This is a genomic window from Neobacillus niacini (genome assembly GCF_023715415.1).
GTDB lineage: Bacteria > Bacillota > Bacilli > Bacillales > Cytobacillaceae > Neobacillus > Neobacillus niacini_C.
This window is the reverse complement of record NZ_JAMBOB010000007.1, coordinates 166017-184186: the sequence shown is the minus strand read 5'-3', so window position 1 is coordinate 184186 and position 18170 is coordinate 166017. Positions and strand designations below refer to the sequence as shown.

General features: G+C 40.9%; 13 protein-coding genes. 4 read left to right on the top strand and 9 right to left on the bottom strand.

Annotation, left to right across the window (positions count from 1 at the left end; all coding sequences use genetic code 11):
- Positions 1-26 precede the first annotated feature (26 nt).
- A complete protein-coding gene (locus M3189_RS17915) occupies positions 27-728 on the bottom strand; it encodes a CpsD/CapB family tyrosine-protein kinase (protein WP_285889722.1) in 702 nt (233 codons plus the stop codon).
- On the bottom strand, positions 718-1467 hold the full coding sequence (locus tag M3189_RS17910; RefSeq protein WP_251636055.1) for a YveK family protein: 750 nt from the start codon (positions 1465-1467) through the stop codon (positions 718-720). Before M3189_RS17910 ends, M3189_RS17915 begins: the two co-directional genes overlap by 11 nt.
- Before the next feature lie 267 nt (positions 1468-1734).
- On the opposite strand from M3189_RS17910, the gene M3189_RS17905 reads away from it, so the two are divergent.
- The gene (locus M3189_RS17905) at positions 1735-2535 is read left to right on the top strand and encodes an SGNH/GDSL hydrolase family protein (protein ID WP_251636053.1); all 801 of its coding nucleotides are present in this window, start codon (positions 1735-1737) and stop codon (positions 2533-2535) included.
- A 36-nt stretch (positions 2536-2571) separates the two neighbouring features.
- Here M3189_RS17905 and M3189_RS17900 read toward each other — a convergent pair whose 3' ends face one another.
- From M3189_RS17900 to M3189_RS17890, 3 genes are all read right to left on the bottom strand, one after another.
- On the bottom strand, positions 2572-2727 hold the full coding sequence (locus M3189_RS17900) for a hypothetical protein (RefSeq protein WP_251636051.1): 156 nt from the start codon (positions 2725-2727) through the stop codon (positions 2572-2574).
- Positions 2728-3033: 306 nt separating this feature from the next.
- Positions 3034-10536, bottom strand: coding sequence for an Ig-like domain-containing protein (locus M3189_RS17895; protein ID WP_251636049.1), 7503 nt, complete (start codon positions 10534-10536; stop codon positions 3034-3036).
- Positions 10537-10769: 233 nt separating this feature from the next.
- Positions 10770-11375 carry a hypothetical protein gene (locus tag M3189_RS17890; protein WP_251636017.1) on the bottom strand — a complete coding sequence of 202 codons (606 nt, stop codon included), beginning with the start codon at positions 11373-11375 and terminating at the stop codon, positions 10770-10772.
- 241 nt (positions 11376-11616) lie between these two features.
- On the opposite strand from M3189_RS17890, the gene M3189_RS17885 reads away from it, so the two are divergent.
- A complete protein-coding gene (locus M3189_RS17885; RefSeq protein ID WP_251636015.1) occupies positions 11617-12840 on the top strand; it encodes a LysM peptidoglycan-binding domain-containing protein in 1224 nt (407 codons plus the stop codon).
- Positions 12841-13466: 626 nt separating this feature from the next.
- Here the strand turns inward: M3189_RS17885 and M3189_RS17880 are convergent.
- Positions 13467-14087 carry a CBO0543 family protein gene (locus M3189_RS17880; RefSeq protein WP_251636013.1) on the bottom strand — a complete coding sequence of 207 codons (621 nt, stop codon included), beginning with the start codon at positions 14085-14087 and terminating at the stop codon, positions 13467-13469.
- Positions 14088-14231: 144 nt separating this feature from the next.
- Between M3189_RS17880 and M3189_RS17875 the strand changes: the two genes are divergently transcribed.
- Complete coding sequence (locus M3189_RS17875; RefSeq protein ID WP_285889721.1) at positions 14232-14543, top strand: putative quinol monooxygenase; 312 nt, start codon at positions 14232-14234, stop codon at positions 14541-14543.
- A gap of 18 nt (positions 14544-14561) precedes the next feature.
- On the opposite strand, the gene M3189_RS17870 is transcribed toward M3189_RS17875, so the two are convergent.
- Positions 14562-15218: a hypothetical protein gene (locus M3189_RS17870; protein WP_251636009.1), complete on the bottom strand. Its 657-nt coding sequence runs from the start codon at positions 15216-15218 to the stop codon at positions 14562-14564.
- Between the two features lie 203 nt (positions 15219-15421).
- Here M3189_RS17870 and M3189_RS17865 point away from each other — a divergent pair, with 203 nt between their 5' ends.
- Positions 15422-15757, top strand: a complete 336-nt coding sequence (locus M3189_RS17865; RefSeq protein WP_251636007.1) for a DUF3889 domain-containing protein — start codon at positions 15422-15424, stop codon at positions 15755-15757.
- A gap of 86 nt (positions 15758-15843) precedes the next feature.
- On the opposite strand, the gene M3189_RS17860 is transcribed toward M3189_RS17865, so the two are convergent.
- Positions 15844-16365, bottom strand: coding sequence for a dihydrofolate reductase family protein (locus tag M3189_RS17860; RefSeq protein ID WP_251636005.1), 522 nt, complete (start codon positions 16363-16365; stop codon positions 15844-15846).
- Between the two features lie 12 nt (positions 16366-16377).
- Entirely contained in the window at positions 16378-18000 is a 1623-nt protein-coding gene (locus tag M3189_RS17855) for an ABC1 kinase family protein (protein ID WP_251636004.1), read from the bottom strand.
- Positions 18001-18170 lie beyond the last annotated feature (170 nt).

The window sequence follows — 18170 nt, the reverse complement described above, 5'->3', positions numbered from 1 at the left end:
ACAGTCATAAATAATATTTTTTGCAATTATTTCGCACCATAATAATAGTAATAGTTGGTATTTTGCATTTTTTTGTTATTTAATACTACACCTAATAACTTTCCTTGAGCATTATCTAATAGCTCTTTTGACTTAACAATCATATCTTTTTCTGTTTTACCACTAGACACTACTAACAAGGTTCCCTCACATTTATTGGCTAGTATCTGAGCATCTGTAACTGCCAATAAAGGAGGTGTATCAAAGATAATAAGGTCGAAATATTCTTTAACATCCTCAAAAAATTGAGCCATAGCCTGTGAACTTAGTAATTCTGCTGGATTTGGTGGAATTGGACCACTTGTTAATACAAACAGATTATTTTCAGATGATCCTTTAACTGCTTGGTCTAAAGTCACCTGTTTTGTTAATACACTTGTTAGTCCAACTGTATTAGTAAAATTAAATGTATAGTGAACAGTTGGTTTTCTCATGTCCGCATCAATAAGCAAGACCTTCTTACCTTGTTGAGCAAAAACAACAGCTAAATTTGCTACAGTAGTTGATTTACCTTCTCCTGGGCCAGAAGATGTGACCATTAACGAACTCACTTCATTATCAATGGAGGAGAACTGAATATTCGTTCTAATCGTTCGGTATTGTTCAGAAATTGGCGATTTAGAATCAAAGATTGTAATCAAGTTTCTTTTATTATTCATAACTTTTTTAATATCTTTTTTAAGAGCCAATTGTCTCACCTCTTAGTCTAGTATTTCGGTCAGTTCTTCTATTTTTATTGTCCTTCACCATAGCATCATCCATCGTTGCAATAACACCAAGAACAGGTACCCCAATTAGTTTTTCAATTTCTTGTTCGTCTTTAACTGTATTATCGAAGTATTCTAAAATAAATGCTAATCCAATTCCCGCCACAAGACCAATAAATAAAGCAACAAGAATATTTAATAACGGTTTAGGATTAACTGGTGTTGGGTTTTCTGAAACATCAGCTTTTGCTAGAACACTGACATTATCAACACTCATAATCTTAACAATTTCACTTTTGAAAATCTCAGCTGTTTTATTTGCAATCTTTGCAGCAGTCGCAGCATCTGTGTCCTGTACAGATAGGTTTACAACTTGTGAATCCTTCTCTTTTTGAACGGTGATTTTTTCATTCAGTTCGCCAACTGAAATATCCAATTTTAAATCTTTGATAACCAATTCAAGAATTGCGGGGCTCTTAATAATAACATTGTAGGTGTTTATTAATTGCAGGTTTGCTTGAACTTCATTCAGTTGATATGAAGCCTGTCCATCTTTGGATTGACTAATAAGCAATTGTGTAGATGCCTGATACACAGGCGTTATGATGAAATAACTTGCAATACCACTTACCAAAACAGCAATGAAAGTTATGCTCAATATTATTCTAAGTCGTTTGCGTAAAGTTTGTAACAATTCTTTTAAACCAATTGTTTCTTCCATGTTGACCTCCTATTAATCGATGGTAAAAACCAAGAAGTATTATATCATAGAAACTTGTAGAAAAATGTATTTTTTACAATTTGATTACATTTTTTGTTCATTTGTTTAACACCTATACTATTCTACACGCTTTTGTCGATTTTTGAAGTCCGAAAATGAAATTGGAAATAATTTTACAGTCTAATGTTGATAAATGAGAAATTTGACGTAGTTTTTTGTCAGTTTCTGTTATAATGAATATGCAAATCTTTTTGGGGGTATCATATAATGAAGAATATTCTAACTGTCTTACTAGGAATTGCGTGTATTACCGTCATCATATTAGGCAATTCTTACTGGAATGAAAGAATTCAGTCAGCAAAGGCAACTGAAGATGGAATAACTACTAAGCAAAATTCTAACACTAAGTCAGAGTCCAAAAATAAGGAAACTGATAATAATGATGTTATTGCTCTAGCATCCAATTGGCCCGCAAGTGCCATCGAGCGATTCAAACAAACTCAAGCAGAAGATATGGCATTTAAAATTCTTTTTGTCGGTTCATCTTCTATCGGCTCTGAAACTGCCGGCACTTACCCAGTCGTAAAGGAAAAAATGATTGATTCCTTCGGTGAGAAAAATGTCCAGCTTAGTCTAAAAACATTTGATTTATCCTCTTCAGAATTCATTAATAATAATCACCAAGAGGAAGTTGCAGCTGAGACCGCAGATTTAGTTGTCATTGAGCCTTTCATCTTAATGGATAACGGCGTGGTTGAAATATCATATACATTAGAGAATTTGTCTTTCTTAATAGAAGCAATTCGTATTAAGAATCCTGAAGCTTCTATTATTATACAACCAGGCTATCCACTTCATAATGCCAAATATTATCCAATTCAAGTAGAAGCCGTTAAAGACTACGCTGTTCAAAATGGTATTACCTATCTTGATCACTGGACTGCTTGGCCAGATTATCAATCTGATGAAATGATTGAATATCTATTACCAGAACAAAACGGACCAAGTGACAAAGGCGTTCAAATTTGGAGTGAATTCCTTCTTAATTACTTTATAAGCAAGCAATAAAGACGAATCAAACTGATTCGTCTTCTTTTCTATATATTAATTAATCATCATATTTTTCAAATCCAATTTCAGCTCTTCAATCAATTTTGTGATTGTTATCCCATCTTCATTATGACCCTTTTCATAAGCCTTTTTTACAATCTCCGAGAATTCGACAGGTACTGACGTAAGGTCTTTTTTATTGCTATCCACTCTTTGTTTTAGCCTCCTTTTTCTTCTTATAATTTATCATTCTATTAAATTAGCTTCTATATGTAAACCTATTTGGAGAGTTAATTGTAGAAAATAGGTGAAATTTGTAAATTATTTTTCAATTTTAAACATTTCTCTCTATTATATAGGTAGAAACTATCCGATTAGACTTAGGATTAAGCAAATATTACAAAGTGCACTTTTATAGCCCTGTATACAAAAAAGCCAGACTAATGGAGCCGGCTTTATAAGAAATATTAAAAGAGAGCCCCGCTTTATAAAAAGCGGGGCTCCTTCCTTAACTATTTACTTTAAAACTTCATCCAGGGCTGTCGGGTTAACTCCGCCGCCAACTTGATAAACATGTTTGAAATGCTTACCAGCCAATACTTGTCTTTGTGACTGTAAAATTCCCCACGGAGTTGAAACCAAAAGTACCGGTGAGCCTAGCTTAGCTGCTAATGGACCTGCTGTTAGAGCGTCAACTAAGTTCAAGGTTTCTGATTTCGTTACCAGTATCGAAGATAATTCTACATTCGAATAGAACTTGCTAAAGACCTTTGCATTCGTTTCATGACGATTTGAGCCAGCTATACGGTTCTTCAGAACATTTGCAGACGTGATCTTATCGATTTGGGTAAGGATAGAAGGTGCAACGACATCTTCACCACCGATAAAATAAGCATCTGTTAGCTGTTCATTCTTTAACCATGCTAACGTCTCAGCTGGCACAGCTGCTAAGTCAGCTAGAATGATTGGCTGCTTTTTCAAACCTGCCTGAGCAGAAATTGATAGCGCATCAGGTTCACCAAAACCATAGGCCACATAAATCGTGCTCACATCCATTAGCTTATCAAGTTCCTTCGCAATTAACAGGGAGGTAGCATATCGAGTTATGCCGCCAATTCGAATAACTTTATACCCCTTTTGCTTAAGCAGACTTTCAACCTTAGGAGAAATAACAAGCTCTCCTCCAATGAGGATGATCTCTTTTGTCTTTAAGCGTGCGAGTTCGTCCAGTGTAGATTGCGGAATGGAATCGGCTGCTGTTAAGAGAATTGGTGCATCCTTCGCTGACGCTAATGGAGTGGCTGTTAACCCATCGACAATCGCAAACGCGTTTACTAACAGCACGCTGTTCGCTGTTTTCCAGCCTGTTTGCGAAACCTTAATGGCTGTATCATATCTCGTATCACCAGCTAATGTTACCAGTGTAGAGGTTCCTGGAGCCGTTGTAGTGCCTTTTACTGTTATCGTGGTACCTTGACTCACATTACCCGCTGCATCTGATGCAGTAATCACTAAGTTCGTACCGCCTTTTTGTGCTGGGATTTTAACTGCAAATTCCCCATTGGTAGCTGTTGTACTGCTGCCAATGACTGTTCCATTTGCCTTCACTTCAATTTTGGAACCAGCTTCTGCCTTTCCTGTTACAGAAGTATCTTTGTCAGTTACTTCATTTACTGTCGGCTTGGCTGGCGGTGTGACATCTTTAACCACCACTTTCACTCCGGCACTTACATTCCCAGCTTTGTCTGTAGCTGTTACGACTAGTTCTGTTCCTGCTTTTTGGACAGGGATGGTGACAGTAAACTTCCCATCCGCTCCAGCGGTTGCACTGCCAATGGTTGAACCATTTGCTTTTACTTCTACTTTAGAACCAGCTTCTGCACTTCCTGATACAGAAGGATCCTTATCAGTTACCTGATTTACAGACGGTTGGCCTGGTCCTGTTACGTCCTTAACGATGACTTTCACTGCCGCACTTACATTACCGGCTTTGTCTGTAGCTGTAATCGCTAATTCCGTACCTGCTTTCTGAACAGGGATTGTGACGGTAAACGTTCCATCTGCCCCAGCTGTAGCACTGCCAATGATAGTTCCATTTGCTCTTACTTCTACTTTAGAGCCTGCTTCTGCTTTTCCAGTTACTGAAGTAGCTTTGTCTGTTACTTCATTTACAGTTGGTTTTTCAGATGGAGTTTGGTCTTTAACTACTACTTTCGCTGCTGCACTTACATTGCCAGCTTTATCTGTAGCTGTTACAGCTAATTCTGTTCCTGCCTTTTGAACAGGGATGTTGACCGTAAACTTCCCATCTGCTCCCGCAGCAGCACTGCCAATGACTGTTCCATTTGCTTTTACTTCTACTTTAGCACCGGCTTCTGTTGTTCCTGTTACCGAAGTATCCTTGTCAGTTACATCACTTACAGATGGCTGGTTAGGGGCCGTTACGTCTTTTACCACGACTTTTGCTGCTCCACTTACATTGCCAGCTTTGTCTATAGCTGTAACGGTTAATTCTGTTCCTGCCTTTTGAACAGGGATTGTGACCGTGAACTTCCCATCGGCTCCAGCTGTTCCACTGCCAATGGCAGCACCATTTGCTTTTACCTCTATTTTTGAACCTGCTTCTGCTGTTCCTGTTACGGAGGTACTCTTGTCAGTTACTTCACTTATTGATGGTTGGTTAGGTGCCGTTATGTCCTTTACCACGACAATCACTACTGCACTTATATTGCCAGCTTTGTCTGTAGCTGTAACGACTAATTCTGTTCCTGCCTTTTGAACAGGGATTGCCACGGTGAACTTTCCATCTGTTGCAGCAATTGCACTGCCAATGGCAGAACCATTTACTTTTACATCTACTTTAGATCCTGCTTCCGCTATTCCTGTTACAGAAGCATCTTTGTCAGTTACTTCATTCACAGATGGTTTTTCGGATGCCGTTGTGTCTTTTACTACTATTTTCGCTATTGTGCTCACATTGCCAGCTTTGTCTGTAGCCGTTACCTCTAGTTCCGTTCCTTCCTTTTGAACAGGAATGGTGACGGTGAACGTGCCCTCCGTTCCAGCTGTCGTACTGCCAATGAGTTTTCCAGTTGCTTTCACTTCTACCTTAGAACCGGCTTCTGCTTTTCCTGTTACAGAAGTATCAGTGTCAGTAACTTGATTTACAGCTGGCTGTGCAGGCGCAGTTACGTCTTTTACCACTACTTTCGCCGCTGTACTTACATTTCCAGCTTTGTCTGTAGCCGTAACGACTAATTCCGTTCCTGCTTTTTGAACAGGGATTGTGACGGTAAACTTCCCGTCGGTTCCAGCTGTTCCACTGCCAATGGCAGAACCATTTGCTTTTACTTCTACTATAGTTCCCGCTTCTGCTGTTCCAGTTACGGAAGTAGCCTTGTCAGTTACATCACTTACAGTTGGTTGGTTAGGTGCGGTTACATCTTTCACAACCACTTTTGCTGCTGCACTTAGATTGCCAGCTTTGTCTGTAGCCGTGACAGTTAACTCTGTTCCTGCTTTTTGAACAGGGATTGTGACGGTAAACTTCCCATCGGCTCCAGCCGTTCCACTGCCAATGGCAGAACCATTTGCTTTTACTTCTATACTCGAACCAGCTTCTGCTGTTCCTGTTACGGAAGTAGCCTTGTCGGTTACGTCACTTACAGTTGGTTGGTTAGGGGCGGTTACGTCTTTCACAACCACTTTTGCTGCTGCACTTAGATTGCCAGCTTTGTCTGTAGCTGTAACTGTTAATTCTGTTCCTGCTTTTTGAACTAGAATTGTGACGGTAAACTTTCCGTCGGCTCCAGCTGTTCCACTGCCAATGCTAGAACCATTTGCTTTTACTTCTACAATAGATCCAGCTTCTGTTGTTCCTGTTACAGAAGTAGCTTTGTCGGTTACGTCACTTACAGTTGGTTGGTTAGGTGGGGTTACGTCTTTCACAACCACTTTCGCTGCTGCACTTATATTGCCAGCTTTGTCTGTAGCGGTAACCTCTAATTCAGTTCCTGCCTTTTGAACTGGAATTGTGACAGTAAACGTTCCATCTGCTCCAGCTGTAGTGCTGCCAACAATGGTTCCATTTACTTTTACCTCTACGTTAGAACCTGCTTCTGCTTTTCCTGTAACAGAAGTAGCCTTGTCTGTTACTTCATTTACAGATGGCAGATCAGGGGCTGTTACGTCCTTTACTACCACTTTCACCGGCGTACTTGCATTTCCAGCTCCGTCTATAGCAGTCACTTCTAATTCCGTTCCTGCTTTTTGAAGTGGGATCGTGACGGTAAACGCGCCATCATTACCAACCGTTGCACTGCCAATGACGGTTTCATTTGCTTTTACCTCTACTTTAGATCCTGCTTCTGCTTTTCCAGTTATGGAAGTATCCTTTTCCGTTACTTCATTAACCGTTGGCTGGTCAGGTGTGGTTACGTCTTTTACAACTGCTTTCGCTGCGGCACTTACATTCCCTGCATTGTCTGCCGCGGTGACATCTAATTCCGTTCCCGCTTTTTGAGCTGGGATTGTGACGCTAAACGTCTCATCTTCACCTGTTGTACCGCTTCCGATCACCGCTCCATTTGCTTTCACTTCAACCTTAGAACCGGCTTCTGCTTTTCCTGTTACAGAAGTATCACTCTCAGTTACCTGATTGACAGTTGGCTGTTCAGGAGCTGTTACGTCTTTTACCACCACTTTCGCTGCGGCACTTGTATTCCCAGCATCGTCTGCAGCCGTAACCACTAATTCCGTTCCCGCTTTTTGAACAGGGATGGTAACTGTAAACTTCCCATCCGCTCCAGCTGTAGTACTGCCAATGATGGTTCCATTTGCTTTTACTTCCACTTTAGCACCCGCTTGGGTTTGACCTGTTACGGATGAATCCTTATCACTTACCTCATTCACCGACACAGGTAATTCCACCGGTGCTTTTACAACTTCAAGCACTTGGCCAATGGCTGCTGAATTCGCATTTCCTATATTGTCCTCTACCTCATAAGAAAGAGTCCAGGCTCCAGCAGGATCACTTTCTGCCACTGTGTACGTTCCCACCCACTGATTGTCTTGCTGTGTTAACTCAATATATCTATACCCTCTTGTATCATCTGCGTTATAGGAATCTGGACCATCTGGATTAAACAAGATTAATCTAGCATTCTTCACGCCTGATTGACTATCACTAAAGGTCAGCTTAAAGGTTACCTCATCACCCGCTGCTGCTGTTTCAGGTGAAATGCTGATTCCCTCAAAGCTTGGTGCGGTTTCATCAGGTGCTTCATTCAGAATAAGCAGACTTTCGGATGGCAAATAGTTCGCCACATTTCCTGCATTGTCCTCAACCTCTACTTTTACTGAATAGAAACCTGCTCCAGTGAATTCAGGAATGATATAGTCAGCACTCCAAACTCCGTTTGCTTCTGTTAAGTCAATCCTTGTTGTAGTCAGATTTTCGCTATTAAACAAAGTGACAACTGCTGCTTTAACCCCAGAGTCTTCATCCGCAATCTCTGCTTCAAAATGAAGTGTTTCTCCTGGCCACACCGTTGTTGGCGTCATCGCAAAAGATACAACAGAAGGTGCCGTTTCATCACCGTTATCAGGATTATTGATCACGAATGGATAGGCTTCTGCATTGCTTCCATCGTTACCCGCAACGTCATATGCGGTTACATCTACCTGCCAAGTGCCTGGAACATCAAATTCAGTAATTTCATAGGTTCCTTCCCACTTGTTAGTAGCTGTATTCAAAGCTAGTGTGATAGATTCAGATTTTCCGCCGTCTGGAGAAGTTACTCTAGCAAATGCACTAAAAACTCCAGAATCTGCATCTGAGAGTGTTGCTGAAATGATCACAGTGTCGCCAACATTCGCTTCTGCTGGTGTAATTTCTACTGCTTCCACAACAGGCGCCGTTACATCTGCTTCCGAATTATCTATCGTTACACTTTGTTGTGAATCATACTCGTTGTAGTTACCATTATTGTCTCCTGCTCCAAACCAAACAGGATATTCACCCGACGGATCATTTTCTTTTACCGTATAACTTCCTATCCATGAATCAGAAGGTTCATCATAGGTTAACGGTATTTCTGGCTGGTCGCCCATCCATAAATAGACTTCCTTCACACCTGTTTTGTTATCGGTAACCTTCGCTTTAAATTGAATTACGTCACCTACCCGAGCAACAGCAGGTGTAATCTCCAAGCCTGCCAGAACCGGTGCCGTAAAGTCTCCATCAGGATTATGAACGAGGAATGAACCTGCGCCAAAGTATGGAGTAGGATTTCCTGCCATGTCTACTGCAGTAACCGAATTGATCGTAACGACTTCCCCATCAGGAATATTCGTTGGAACAGGGATGGTTCCAATCCATTTCTGGAGGGTACTGTCGTAAGTCAAATCGATGGTATCAAAGTTATTGCCATAATTTACGGTTACGAACGCTACGCCTGATTCTGCATCTTCCACAGTTGCCGATATCGTGACACTGGCACCGGCATCCACCTCCGTTTTATCGAGCAGGACATCAGAAATAACAGGGCCCGTATAGTCACCTTCAGGGTTGACTACCGTAAAGCTGCCTTCTGCATCTGCCCAATTAGGAAGCCATCCTTTATCAAGAGCATTAACAGAAACCCGGTAGAAACCTGGTGGTGTTGTTTCTTGGATTGGGAAGGTTCCAACCCACTGGTCATTTGCTTGATCGTAACTCATTGGTATAAATTCGTAAGCTAATTGACTATCAAAAATAGCATTTACGGAATCTACTCCTACATTGTCGGTTACCTTGGCTGTCACGGTAACAGTGTCACCCACCTGGACCTCTCCTTGAGGTGTCACTACTACATTTGAAATATCAGGAGGTATTATGTCGACCTCATCATTCATAACATCAAAGGCACCTATCTGTTCTTTGAATACACTGTTTCCAGCTTTATCTGAAGCATAAATCACTACATTCCATGCACCAGATTGGAAACTGGAGTCAATGTAGAGATCAATGACCCATTCTCCTTCCGTTGCACTAGGGAAACCAAAAGCAGTAGTGTGTACCTCATTAGGAGTGTCTGCATGGGAGAAACTAGCAAAAACAGAACTTACCCCTGTTTTGTCATCACTTACCGGAACCTTTATTTGAATCGTATCATTCACATAGGCAGAAGTTTGAGAAAAGACTGGTTCCCCAATACTTGGAGCATTACCATCACTTAAAGGATTGGATAATACAAATTCTAAAGGGTTTTCACTAAAACTAAAGTTCCCCGCGGTATCAAACGTATCAATATACACATACCAAGAACCCGAAAGATCATCTTCGCTAAGAGAATAGCTGCCTTCCCACTGATTTGTTTCGGTATTTAAGGTTAACGGCACATAATAAGAAGAAGAAAAATTGGTTATCTCCGCTCTTACATTGCCCACTTGAACATTGTCACTTACTTCTGCCTTGATTGTGAACTCTTGATTTGCAACTACATTTAAGGGAGAGACAGATGCCGGTCCTACTGTTGGACTTTCCGTGTCACCGCCAGTCGGATTCACCACTTCCACATCAGGTCCCACACTATAATCATAATTCCCTAAAGCGTCGTACATATCAAACTCTATCGTCCAGGTACCACTGCGATCATATTCTTCGATAGTATATGTACCTTTCCATTCATTTGTCTCAGTATCAAGTGTTAACGGGAGAAACTTCCAGCCTCCATCATGAACTAGGACGGCTTCTACCCGTGCCACTTCACTTAAATCATCGGTTACTTCTGCTGTTATCGAAATACTTTCCCCTACTCCCACTGACGTCTTATCAACGGTTGCATTTACTAGAACAGGTGCAGTGTAATCCTCTGCTAACGCGGTAATAGCGGTAGATTTTACTTCTGCGTTTACTTGCTCACCTGCCTCCACGTTTACGGATTGTGGAGTTTGTGCCTGATTACTATTTGCCAACGCAGCGTTTGGAAGGGCTAATAACAGGCACAAAGCACTAAGAATAATTGGTCTTTTTCTCAATCATAGCCCTCCTTATTCTTTTTTCCTTTACTCAATTGATCCCCTCCTTTGTTACTATGTATAGGAATAATCTCCCACTTTAGAACCTCGTACTAAAAAAATTAACAGAATATTATTTTTCTTATAATAGTATTGAATACTATGACATCACATGGTATTTATCTACGGCAAATTCAAAGAAAATAAAAAAGGATTGCCTCTCAAAGGTGCTGAGAGTGCAAACCTACAACGTTTTAGGAAAGTTTCTTTAATTCATTACTTACTTTTTCTATTCGTTTTTCTTTTTCAACTTTATACAGTTGCAAGTATTCGTTGCCAATATTACTATTCAGATTGTTCTCTATCACTTCTTTTTGGATCGTGGAAATGATTTTATCAACCATGGTCTTCGTATCTTCCTCATAGTCGTTATAAATGGCCCGATACTTCCCTTCCATTCTAGAAAAATCCAGATTTCTTTCCTTCTTAGCCTTATACTCTTCCTGCGCCTCGTTCATTAGTTCAGTGAGCCTTTTATCCGCAACTTGATTCATCTTTTCCCATTCCGGTTTAACCATTTTCTTAATTTCCTCTACTAGTTCTTCTTGTTTTTTAGCTTGTTGGTTTTCTGCAGCTCTTTTGCTAGTAGGAGTTCCATTCTCTCCGACCTTAGGATTTGCCTTATTCGCGATTGGGTCTACTTGAATCTCACCACGGCTTGCACTCAGTTGCGAATTTCCATCGACTTTGTCCTTATTATCCTTATTAAAAACGAGGAAAAGAGTTGTTCCAACGACTACGACGACGACAACGGCAGATATCATTCCATACTTTTTCATATACCTTTTGTAATGTTTCAAAATGAACCTCCTAGGAAAATAGTACACTTAATATATTGTGTTCTTGTCTTAAAAAAGAACTACTTTTTTGCTATCAGACTAACAATTTCATCTTTCAAAAAGTGAGTTTTTTTCTATTAAACTTTGAGGATATTACTTTTTTCGCCTTACTTAGGGTTAGTTTGTAACTTTGTATACCGTTTTAGAGGAAATTCATGGTAGAATATGTGTAATATACCAGAATAATAGAGGTGATCTGTCAATGAAGAAAACTATCGTTCGAGCGGTTTCGACCGCTGCCTTTCTTTCGACAGTATATGCTGGTTCCGCATACGCCAGTACACATACGGTTGAAAAGGGAGATTCCCTATGGAAGATTGCATCAAAATATCAAACGACTGTTTCAGAATTAAAGAGCTTGAATAACTTAAATTCTGATTTGCTTCAAGTGAATCAAAAACTGAAGGTTTCGGCTGCTGCAGAACCAGCAAAGCCAGTTACAAACACAACTGCTCCTTCTACTACTACGTATGTAGTCAAAAGCGGTGACTACCTTGGCAAAATCGCCAAGCAATTTAGCACAAGTGTTGCCGAACTGAAATCACTCAATGGTTTGAATTCCGACATGATTTATGTTGGACAAACACTTAAAGTTTCAGGAAATGTTGGTGCAGCTCCAACCCCACCGACGCCGCCAGTAGAGACTCCGGTTACTCCACCTGCTGATTCTTCTGTCTATACCATTGTAAATGGTGATACATTAGGAAAAATTGGTTTGCAGTTTAAAATGAGTGTGGCAGAATTAAAGCAGCTTAACGGTTTAAACTCGGATCGAATCTATGTGGGACAAAAATTGAAGGTTACTGGGAAGGCAGTAGAGGTAACTCCTACTCCAGCACCTCCCGTAGCACCACCTGTCCAATCTGAGAAAACGTCTGAGTATACAATCAAAAGCGGGGATACTTTAGGTGGAATTTCTCTGAAGTTTAATATGACGGTTCAGAAATTAAAGGAAATCAACGGTTTGAATTCGGACAAGATTTTTGTAGGCCAAAAGCTGAAGGTTTCTGGTGAGGCAGCGGTCGTTACTCCGCCTGTTGTTGAACCAGTTACAGTTGGAGAATTCGCAACTGACTTTATTAATGTAGCCAAAAGCGTTATGGGTACACCATATGTTTGGGGTGGATCTACGTTAAATGGCTTTGATTGCAGCGGCTTTATCTATTATGTTGCAAATAAGGCTGGCTACAAAATCGGCCGCTATTCCGCTGAGGGTTACTATAGCCGTACCTACTATGTCGACCAGCCAAAACCAGGCGACTTGGTCTTTTTCGAAAATACATATAAAAAAGGAATCTCTCACCTCGGCATCTATCTTGGCAATAACGAATTTCTCCATGCCGATGAGAAAAGGGGAGTCTCAATCGCTAACCTAAGCAACCCTTACTACACCGCTCACTTTGATGGGTTTAAACGATTCTATTAACACCCTACGCCAGGCATGATAATTGCCTGGCTTTTTTGATTCTAAAACCACGCTGATCTAATCTAGGGAGACTAGTTCGCGGGTGAAGAACTTGTTTATGCAGGTAGAATAGCTAATTAGGCAGATAAGCTAACCTTCTATGCTGATAGAGCAACATTTTCGGCAGGTAAGATGGTTTTCCTGAAAGAAGGTGTCTTGAAAACAGACTTCCCCGGAGAATTTTGTCCTCATTTCACCCCTTTTTACCCATTTGAGTACCAGTTCCAGTCTATTTTTTAGAAGCGACTTGTCTCCGTGACTAGCTTGCAGGTGAAGAGATAGTTTATGCAGGTAACATAGTTAATTAGGCAGGTAAACTAACCTTCTATGCAGATAGAGTAACATTTTCGGCAGGTAAGATGGTTTTCCTGAAAGAAGGTATCTTGAAAACATATCTCCTTGGAGAATTTCAACCTCATTTCAACCCATTTTACCCAATTATTTACCAGTTCCGGGGGCTTTTTCAGAATACAACTGGTGTCAGTGACTAGTTCGCAGGTGAAGTACTTGTTTATGCAGGTAGAATAGTTAATTAGGCAGATAAACTAAACTTTTATGGAGAGTCTGTTTTGGCAGGTAGTCAATAATCATTTAAACCTGCTCTTCCTGCGTTTCTTTTTAGGTTCCACTTGTGTTGGCTTCTCTTCTGCCCTTTTTTTCATAAATAGGAAGAAATCCGTAATCACCTTCGATAGGACGAGAATAACGATATAGGTCAAGAACAGGTGAAAGTAATTGACCCAAGAGTTGAACTTGAACAAATAATGCATGACTAAGATTGGTTTTAGAATAAACGAAAGAAATAGACTTAATAACAGTGTATAGAGGTAATAATTTTTATTATGTTTTGTCGTCCATTGGTACACCAATATGAACAATACCGGGACCAGTGAGGCGTCCATTCCTACACTGTGAGGGATATAGGGGATCATTTTATAAGGATACGTCCAAAGCCCCTGCGTCGTACCAAAATCATCAAAATAGAAAAACCAAGCATGGACATTAAATCCATAAAAGCCTAGTTGAAGGGCCCTTTTCCAGTCCATTGCAAAAAAAAGTATGATTAGCGGGGTCACGAACATCATCACATGAAACCAAAATTGCCACGTATCAAAGGCCGAAAACTCCCGCCAATAATGCAGCCATTGTTCTGCTCCCTGTTGTTGTTCTTTGATTAACTTATGTAAAGCCTCACTTTGAGCACTCATTATAATCCCTGCCTTGATAGTAGTTTCTTTTTAAATTGCCCAACATTTAAGTGAAAAAATGGATAGAGAAAAAATTTTTTTGTGGCGTTGATTAATAGACAGTCATTAGGGCGATTAAAGTAAAATGGAACGTAAAGAGGAGGAATGCAGGTGGAGAAATTCGGGATATATGGAAAGCTGATTGCAAAAGATGGCGAACGGGAAAGGCTGACAACGATTCTTTTAGAAGCCGCAGAATCGTTGCAAAACCTAGATGATTGTGAATTATATCTTGTAAGCGTGGCACCGGAAGATGCTAACGCTGTCTATGTCTATGAGGTGTGGAGCAGCGAGAGTGCCCATCAGGGTTCATTATCACTGGAATCCACACAAACCTTGATTCAGAAGGCGAAACCGATTCTTGCTGGAATGGAAAGGATTTCGACGCTTATGCCTAGAGGTGGAAAAGGAATTTAAACTGGTATCGCAGAACAATCATTGTTCTGCGATTTTTTCTAGGTTTAATTGACTTACCATCGATGAAATCAACGTATTTAATGGGTTGATGATGGTTTTGGAGGTCTCATGCTCTATCTGGTTTGCCGCTGCCACCATCGATAATTGAGCAACTGACAGGCTGCGGGTGCTATCCAGTTGCATTATGTAATCGCAAACAGCAGTTTGATACTTCTCCTTTTCTCCGCTCATAATGAATTGGAAGGTATTCTCTATTACTTTAACCTCGATATCCAATGTTTTCTGTTGGATTTTTGCATAGTGGTGGAGCCTAGCCATCGTTCCTGGTACCGTATCAGGGTTCGTAAATAGAATCGTCTGAGGCTGTTGCGTCTTGCACAGCGCTTCAAAGTACGGTTCATCGATCTTGATGATGGGTATAGTAACCTCGAATTGCTTCAGTAATGCAATATAGTTCGTGCATGTGATGAGAATGGCATCCACTCCTGATTGAGCCATCCATTGTATTTGATCCTTCACCCTCTTTTCCGCCACAGACACTTGGTCGTTCTGCAACACATAGATCAAACCAGGGTCAACGTAATGACGTAGCTCGAGGTCATATAGTGAAAATACACTTTCGATATAGTCGATATTAGAATAATGCGCATGCAAGCAGCCAATCTTCTTCTTCAAGGTTAACCCTCCTCTTTTTTGACCCATAGTTGTGACCATGGGGACGGTTCTTGTGGTCCGAAAAATGGATTATTTTTCCATAAAAAAGACCACTAGAACCATCCCCCCGGTCCCAGATAGGCCTCATGACCCATTTATTCAGTCAGGTACATAATTTCCTTTTTTGAATGCCATGATAACAGAACAACAAAGGGGGATTTTACATGAAAAAGCTGATAATATGTCTATCGATACTTTTCTGTTCTACCCTTGCTACTCCATTTCACTTCGACAACTCTGCACATGCACAACAAAAACCGATACCTCCGTATGCGAAGTGGAGTGTGTTGGCGATGGATAAGACGAAGGAAAAGTATCCAAATGCCAAAGTGATTGATTATCTCTATGTCGGAAAAACTCGAGGACAGCAAACCTCCATTGAGCGATTCAAATTTTGGCTTAAAGATAATCAAAAGGAATTTGGCGTTTATGTAAATATTGAATTTAACAACGAAACCCAACAAGTCACCAACGTGACCTATCAGGAAACCACTAGATAACGAGGGTGGGGGACACGGGGACGGTTCTGGTGGTCAGAAAAGTGGATATCCACTCCATAAAATGACCACTAGAACCGTCCCCACGGTCACCTCTTTACATGATAGTGCAATTCCGCAAATTGCTTGTACCGTCGAACGTCAACGAGGGTGAGTTCATTTTCCTGGTCGCCTGGGACAAACAATGGAATCCCTCGGCCGATAAGGGTTGGAGCAATTTGAATGATGAATTCATCCACTACATTTGACTGGATAAGGTGTTGTAGCACTTCTCCCCCGCCCACCATCCAAATTCTTTTGCCCTCCTGCTCCTTCAAGGATTGAGTAAAACCGACAATATCCTCATTAATAAAAGTTACATGTTCCATCGAACCCTTCAGCGTACGCGAAAAAACATAGCAGGGCTTACCCTCATACGGGAATTTATCTGGTGACAAAATGGAGATTTGATCATACGTATTCCGACCCATTAAAATGATGTCGACACTTTCATAAAACTCCTGATAACCCGTTTCCTTTTCCCCCTCGGTTCCAAATAACCAATCCAATGAATGATTCTCACGTGCTAAATAGCCATCCAAACTAATGGCACCGTAAAACACTAAGTTCATATCAAAACCTCCCTAATCTCTTCTTTTCTCATGCATGTACTTCATCCATTTTTTCTGTTTATGGCCGCACATATAATACCCTGCCAAAGCGACGACGGTTCCACCAGCTGCCACATTCAAGATAAGCGAGTGAGACGTATAAGTACCTGCTGCCATTCCGATGATTCCAAGGATGAGTAACTGAAAGAAGTGCTTTTTATTATTTTCATAAATCATAAATTGAAATTGTCTTCTTTGTTCCAGTTCCTTTAAATCCTCCAGCCTTTGGGGGGTATTTAGGAATTCCGTTACCGAGTGGAAGAGCTTAAATACAGGCTGTGACTGAACCCATTGCCAGATAAAGGACCATTTATGATTCCCTTGTTTGTTCAACCATTCTAAAAAAATAGGTTTAGCTAAGTCCATGAGATCTGCCTCCGGAGCAAGATTGCGGATGATTCCTTCGACCGTAACGAAAGATCTGCCTAAGAAGACAAATCTTGTCGGAACCTGAATCGGAAGCGATTGGATGGTATCGTTCATCTCCATTTTAAAGGCAAGCAAATCCATTTGCTTTAATTGATCCGGATCGAAGGAAACCATCTCTGCCAAAAGCTTCTCCATTGTTCTAGAATCTGCCTCCGGAAGCAAGAATCCTAGTTGGGATAAGCCATCCACGGCTTTTGAATAATTTTTCGAAAGAAAACTTTCTATTAGATTTTGAAAATGAGCAGCATCCTTTTTGCTGATTTCGCCAATCATTCCAAAATCGAGTAAAATGATTTTCCCGTCGTTTGAAACCAGAACATTCCCGGGATGCGGATCTGCATGGAACTTACCAGGCTCCAGCCATTGGGGAAGAAAAACCTTCATCAGCCTTTGAGCCAGCTCTTGGCGACTGACTGTAACCAGTTCCAACCCCTCGATATCGGTAAGTCGAATCCCCTCTACCCACTCCATCACCAGGACATTGGGTGTACTAAGCTCCGCATACACTGAAGGAATTTTGACGATATCCATATCCTTAAACCGTTCTCTAAAGAACAAGATGGTATCGCGTTCCATTGTATAGTCAAGCTCTCGTTCAATTACTTGTTTAAGTTCTTGATAGAGGACTTTAAAATTAATAAAACCTTTTGGAATCGGCACGAGATGGTCGAGAAACCAAATGATAATCGCTAAAACCCGGAAATCCGTTTGGACAATGCTATCGATATAAGGCCGTTTTACTTTAATCGCAACCTCTGTCCCATCCTTTAGGATCCCTTTATACACTTCTCCAATCGAGGCGGAAGCAATCGCTGTTTTTTCGATGGAGAGAAAGTTTTCTTGAAGTGACTCCCCCCACTGATTCTCTAGAATTTTCTCAATCTCCCTCCAGTCAGACGGGGGAACTTTATCAGTCAGGTCTTCGATTTGACTGATAAATGCTTTCGGCAGCAAATCCGCCCGTGTGCTCAGAAATTGTCCGACTTTAATCAATAAACCTTCTAATTCAAACAGAGTATTTCGATACTGTTCACCTATTTTCCCCCAAAGTGTTTCCCACTCCGCTTTTGGTTTTCGGCGAAGTTTATACCAATAAATTTGCAAGAAAATCACAAAAGCCATCGATAACACCTTTGACATCCGGACCAGCTTATTTTTTGTTTTCAACCTATTCCCCTTCCTTCTTTTAGCGAATAAAACCGCGGGGACGGTTCTTGTGGTCCGAAAATGGATATCCCTTCCATGAAAAAGGCCACTAGAACCGTCCCCCTGGTCCCCCCGCTCCTCTTGCTTATATTAGGCATGTACCATAAAATGATTTAGTGACAAGACAATGA

What these genes read in the sequence shown, in the direction of transcription:
- M3189_RS17910 (WP_251636055.1), bottom strand. Translation starts at nt 1,467, where the DNA reads ATGGAAGAAACAATTGGTTTAAAAGAATTGTTACAAACTTTACGCAAA.
- M3189_RS17905 (WP_251636053.1), top strand. Translation starts at nt 1,735, where the DNA reads ATGAAGAATATTCTAACTGTCTTACTAGGAATTGCGTGTATTACCGTC.
- M3189_RS17885 (WP_251636015.1), top strand. Translation starts at nt 11,617, where the DNA reads ATGAAGAAAACTATCGTTCGAGCGGTTTCGACCGCTGCCTTTCTTTCG.
- M3189_RS17880 (WP_251636013.1), bottom strand. Translation starts at nt 14,087, where the DNA reads ATGAGTGCTCAAAGTGAGGCTTTACATAAGTTAATCAAAGAACAACAA.
- M3189_RS17875 (WP_285889721.1), top strand. Translation starts at nt 14,232, where the DNA reads ATGCAGGTGGAGAAATTCGGGATATATGGAAAGCTGATTGCAAAAGAT.
- M3189_RS17865 (WP_251636007.1), top strand. Translation starts at nt 15,422, where the DNA reads ATGAAAAAGCTGATAATATGTCTATCGATACTTTTCTGTTCTACCCTT.
- M3189_RS17860 (WP_251636005.1), bottom strand. Translation starts at nt 16,365, where the DNA reads ATGAACTTAGTGTTTTACGGTGCCATTAGTTTGGATGGCTATTTAGCA.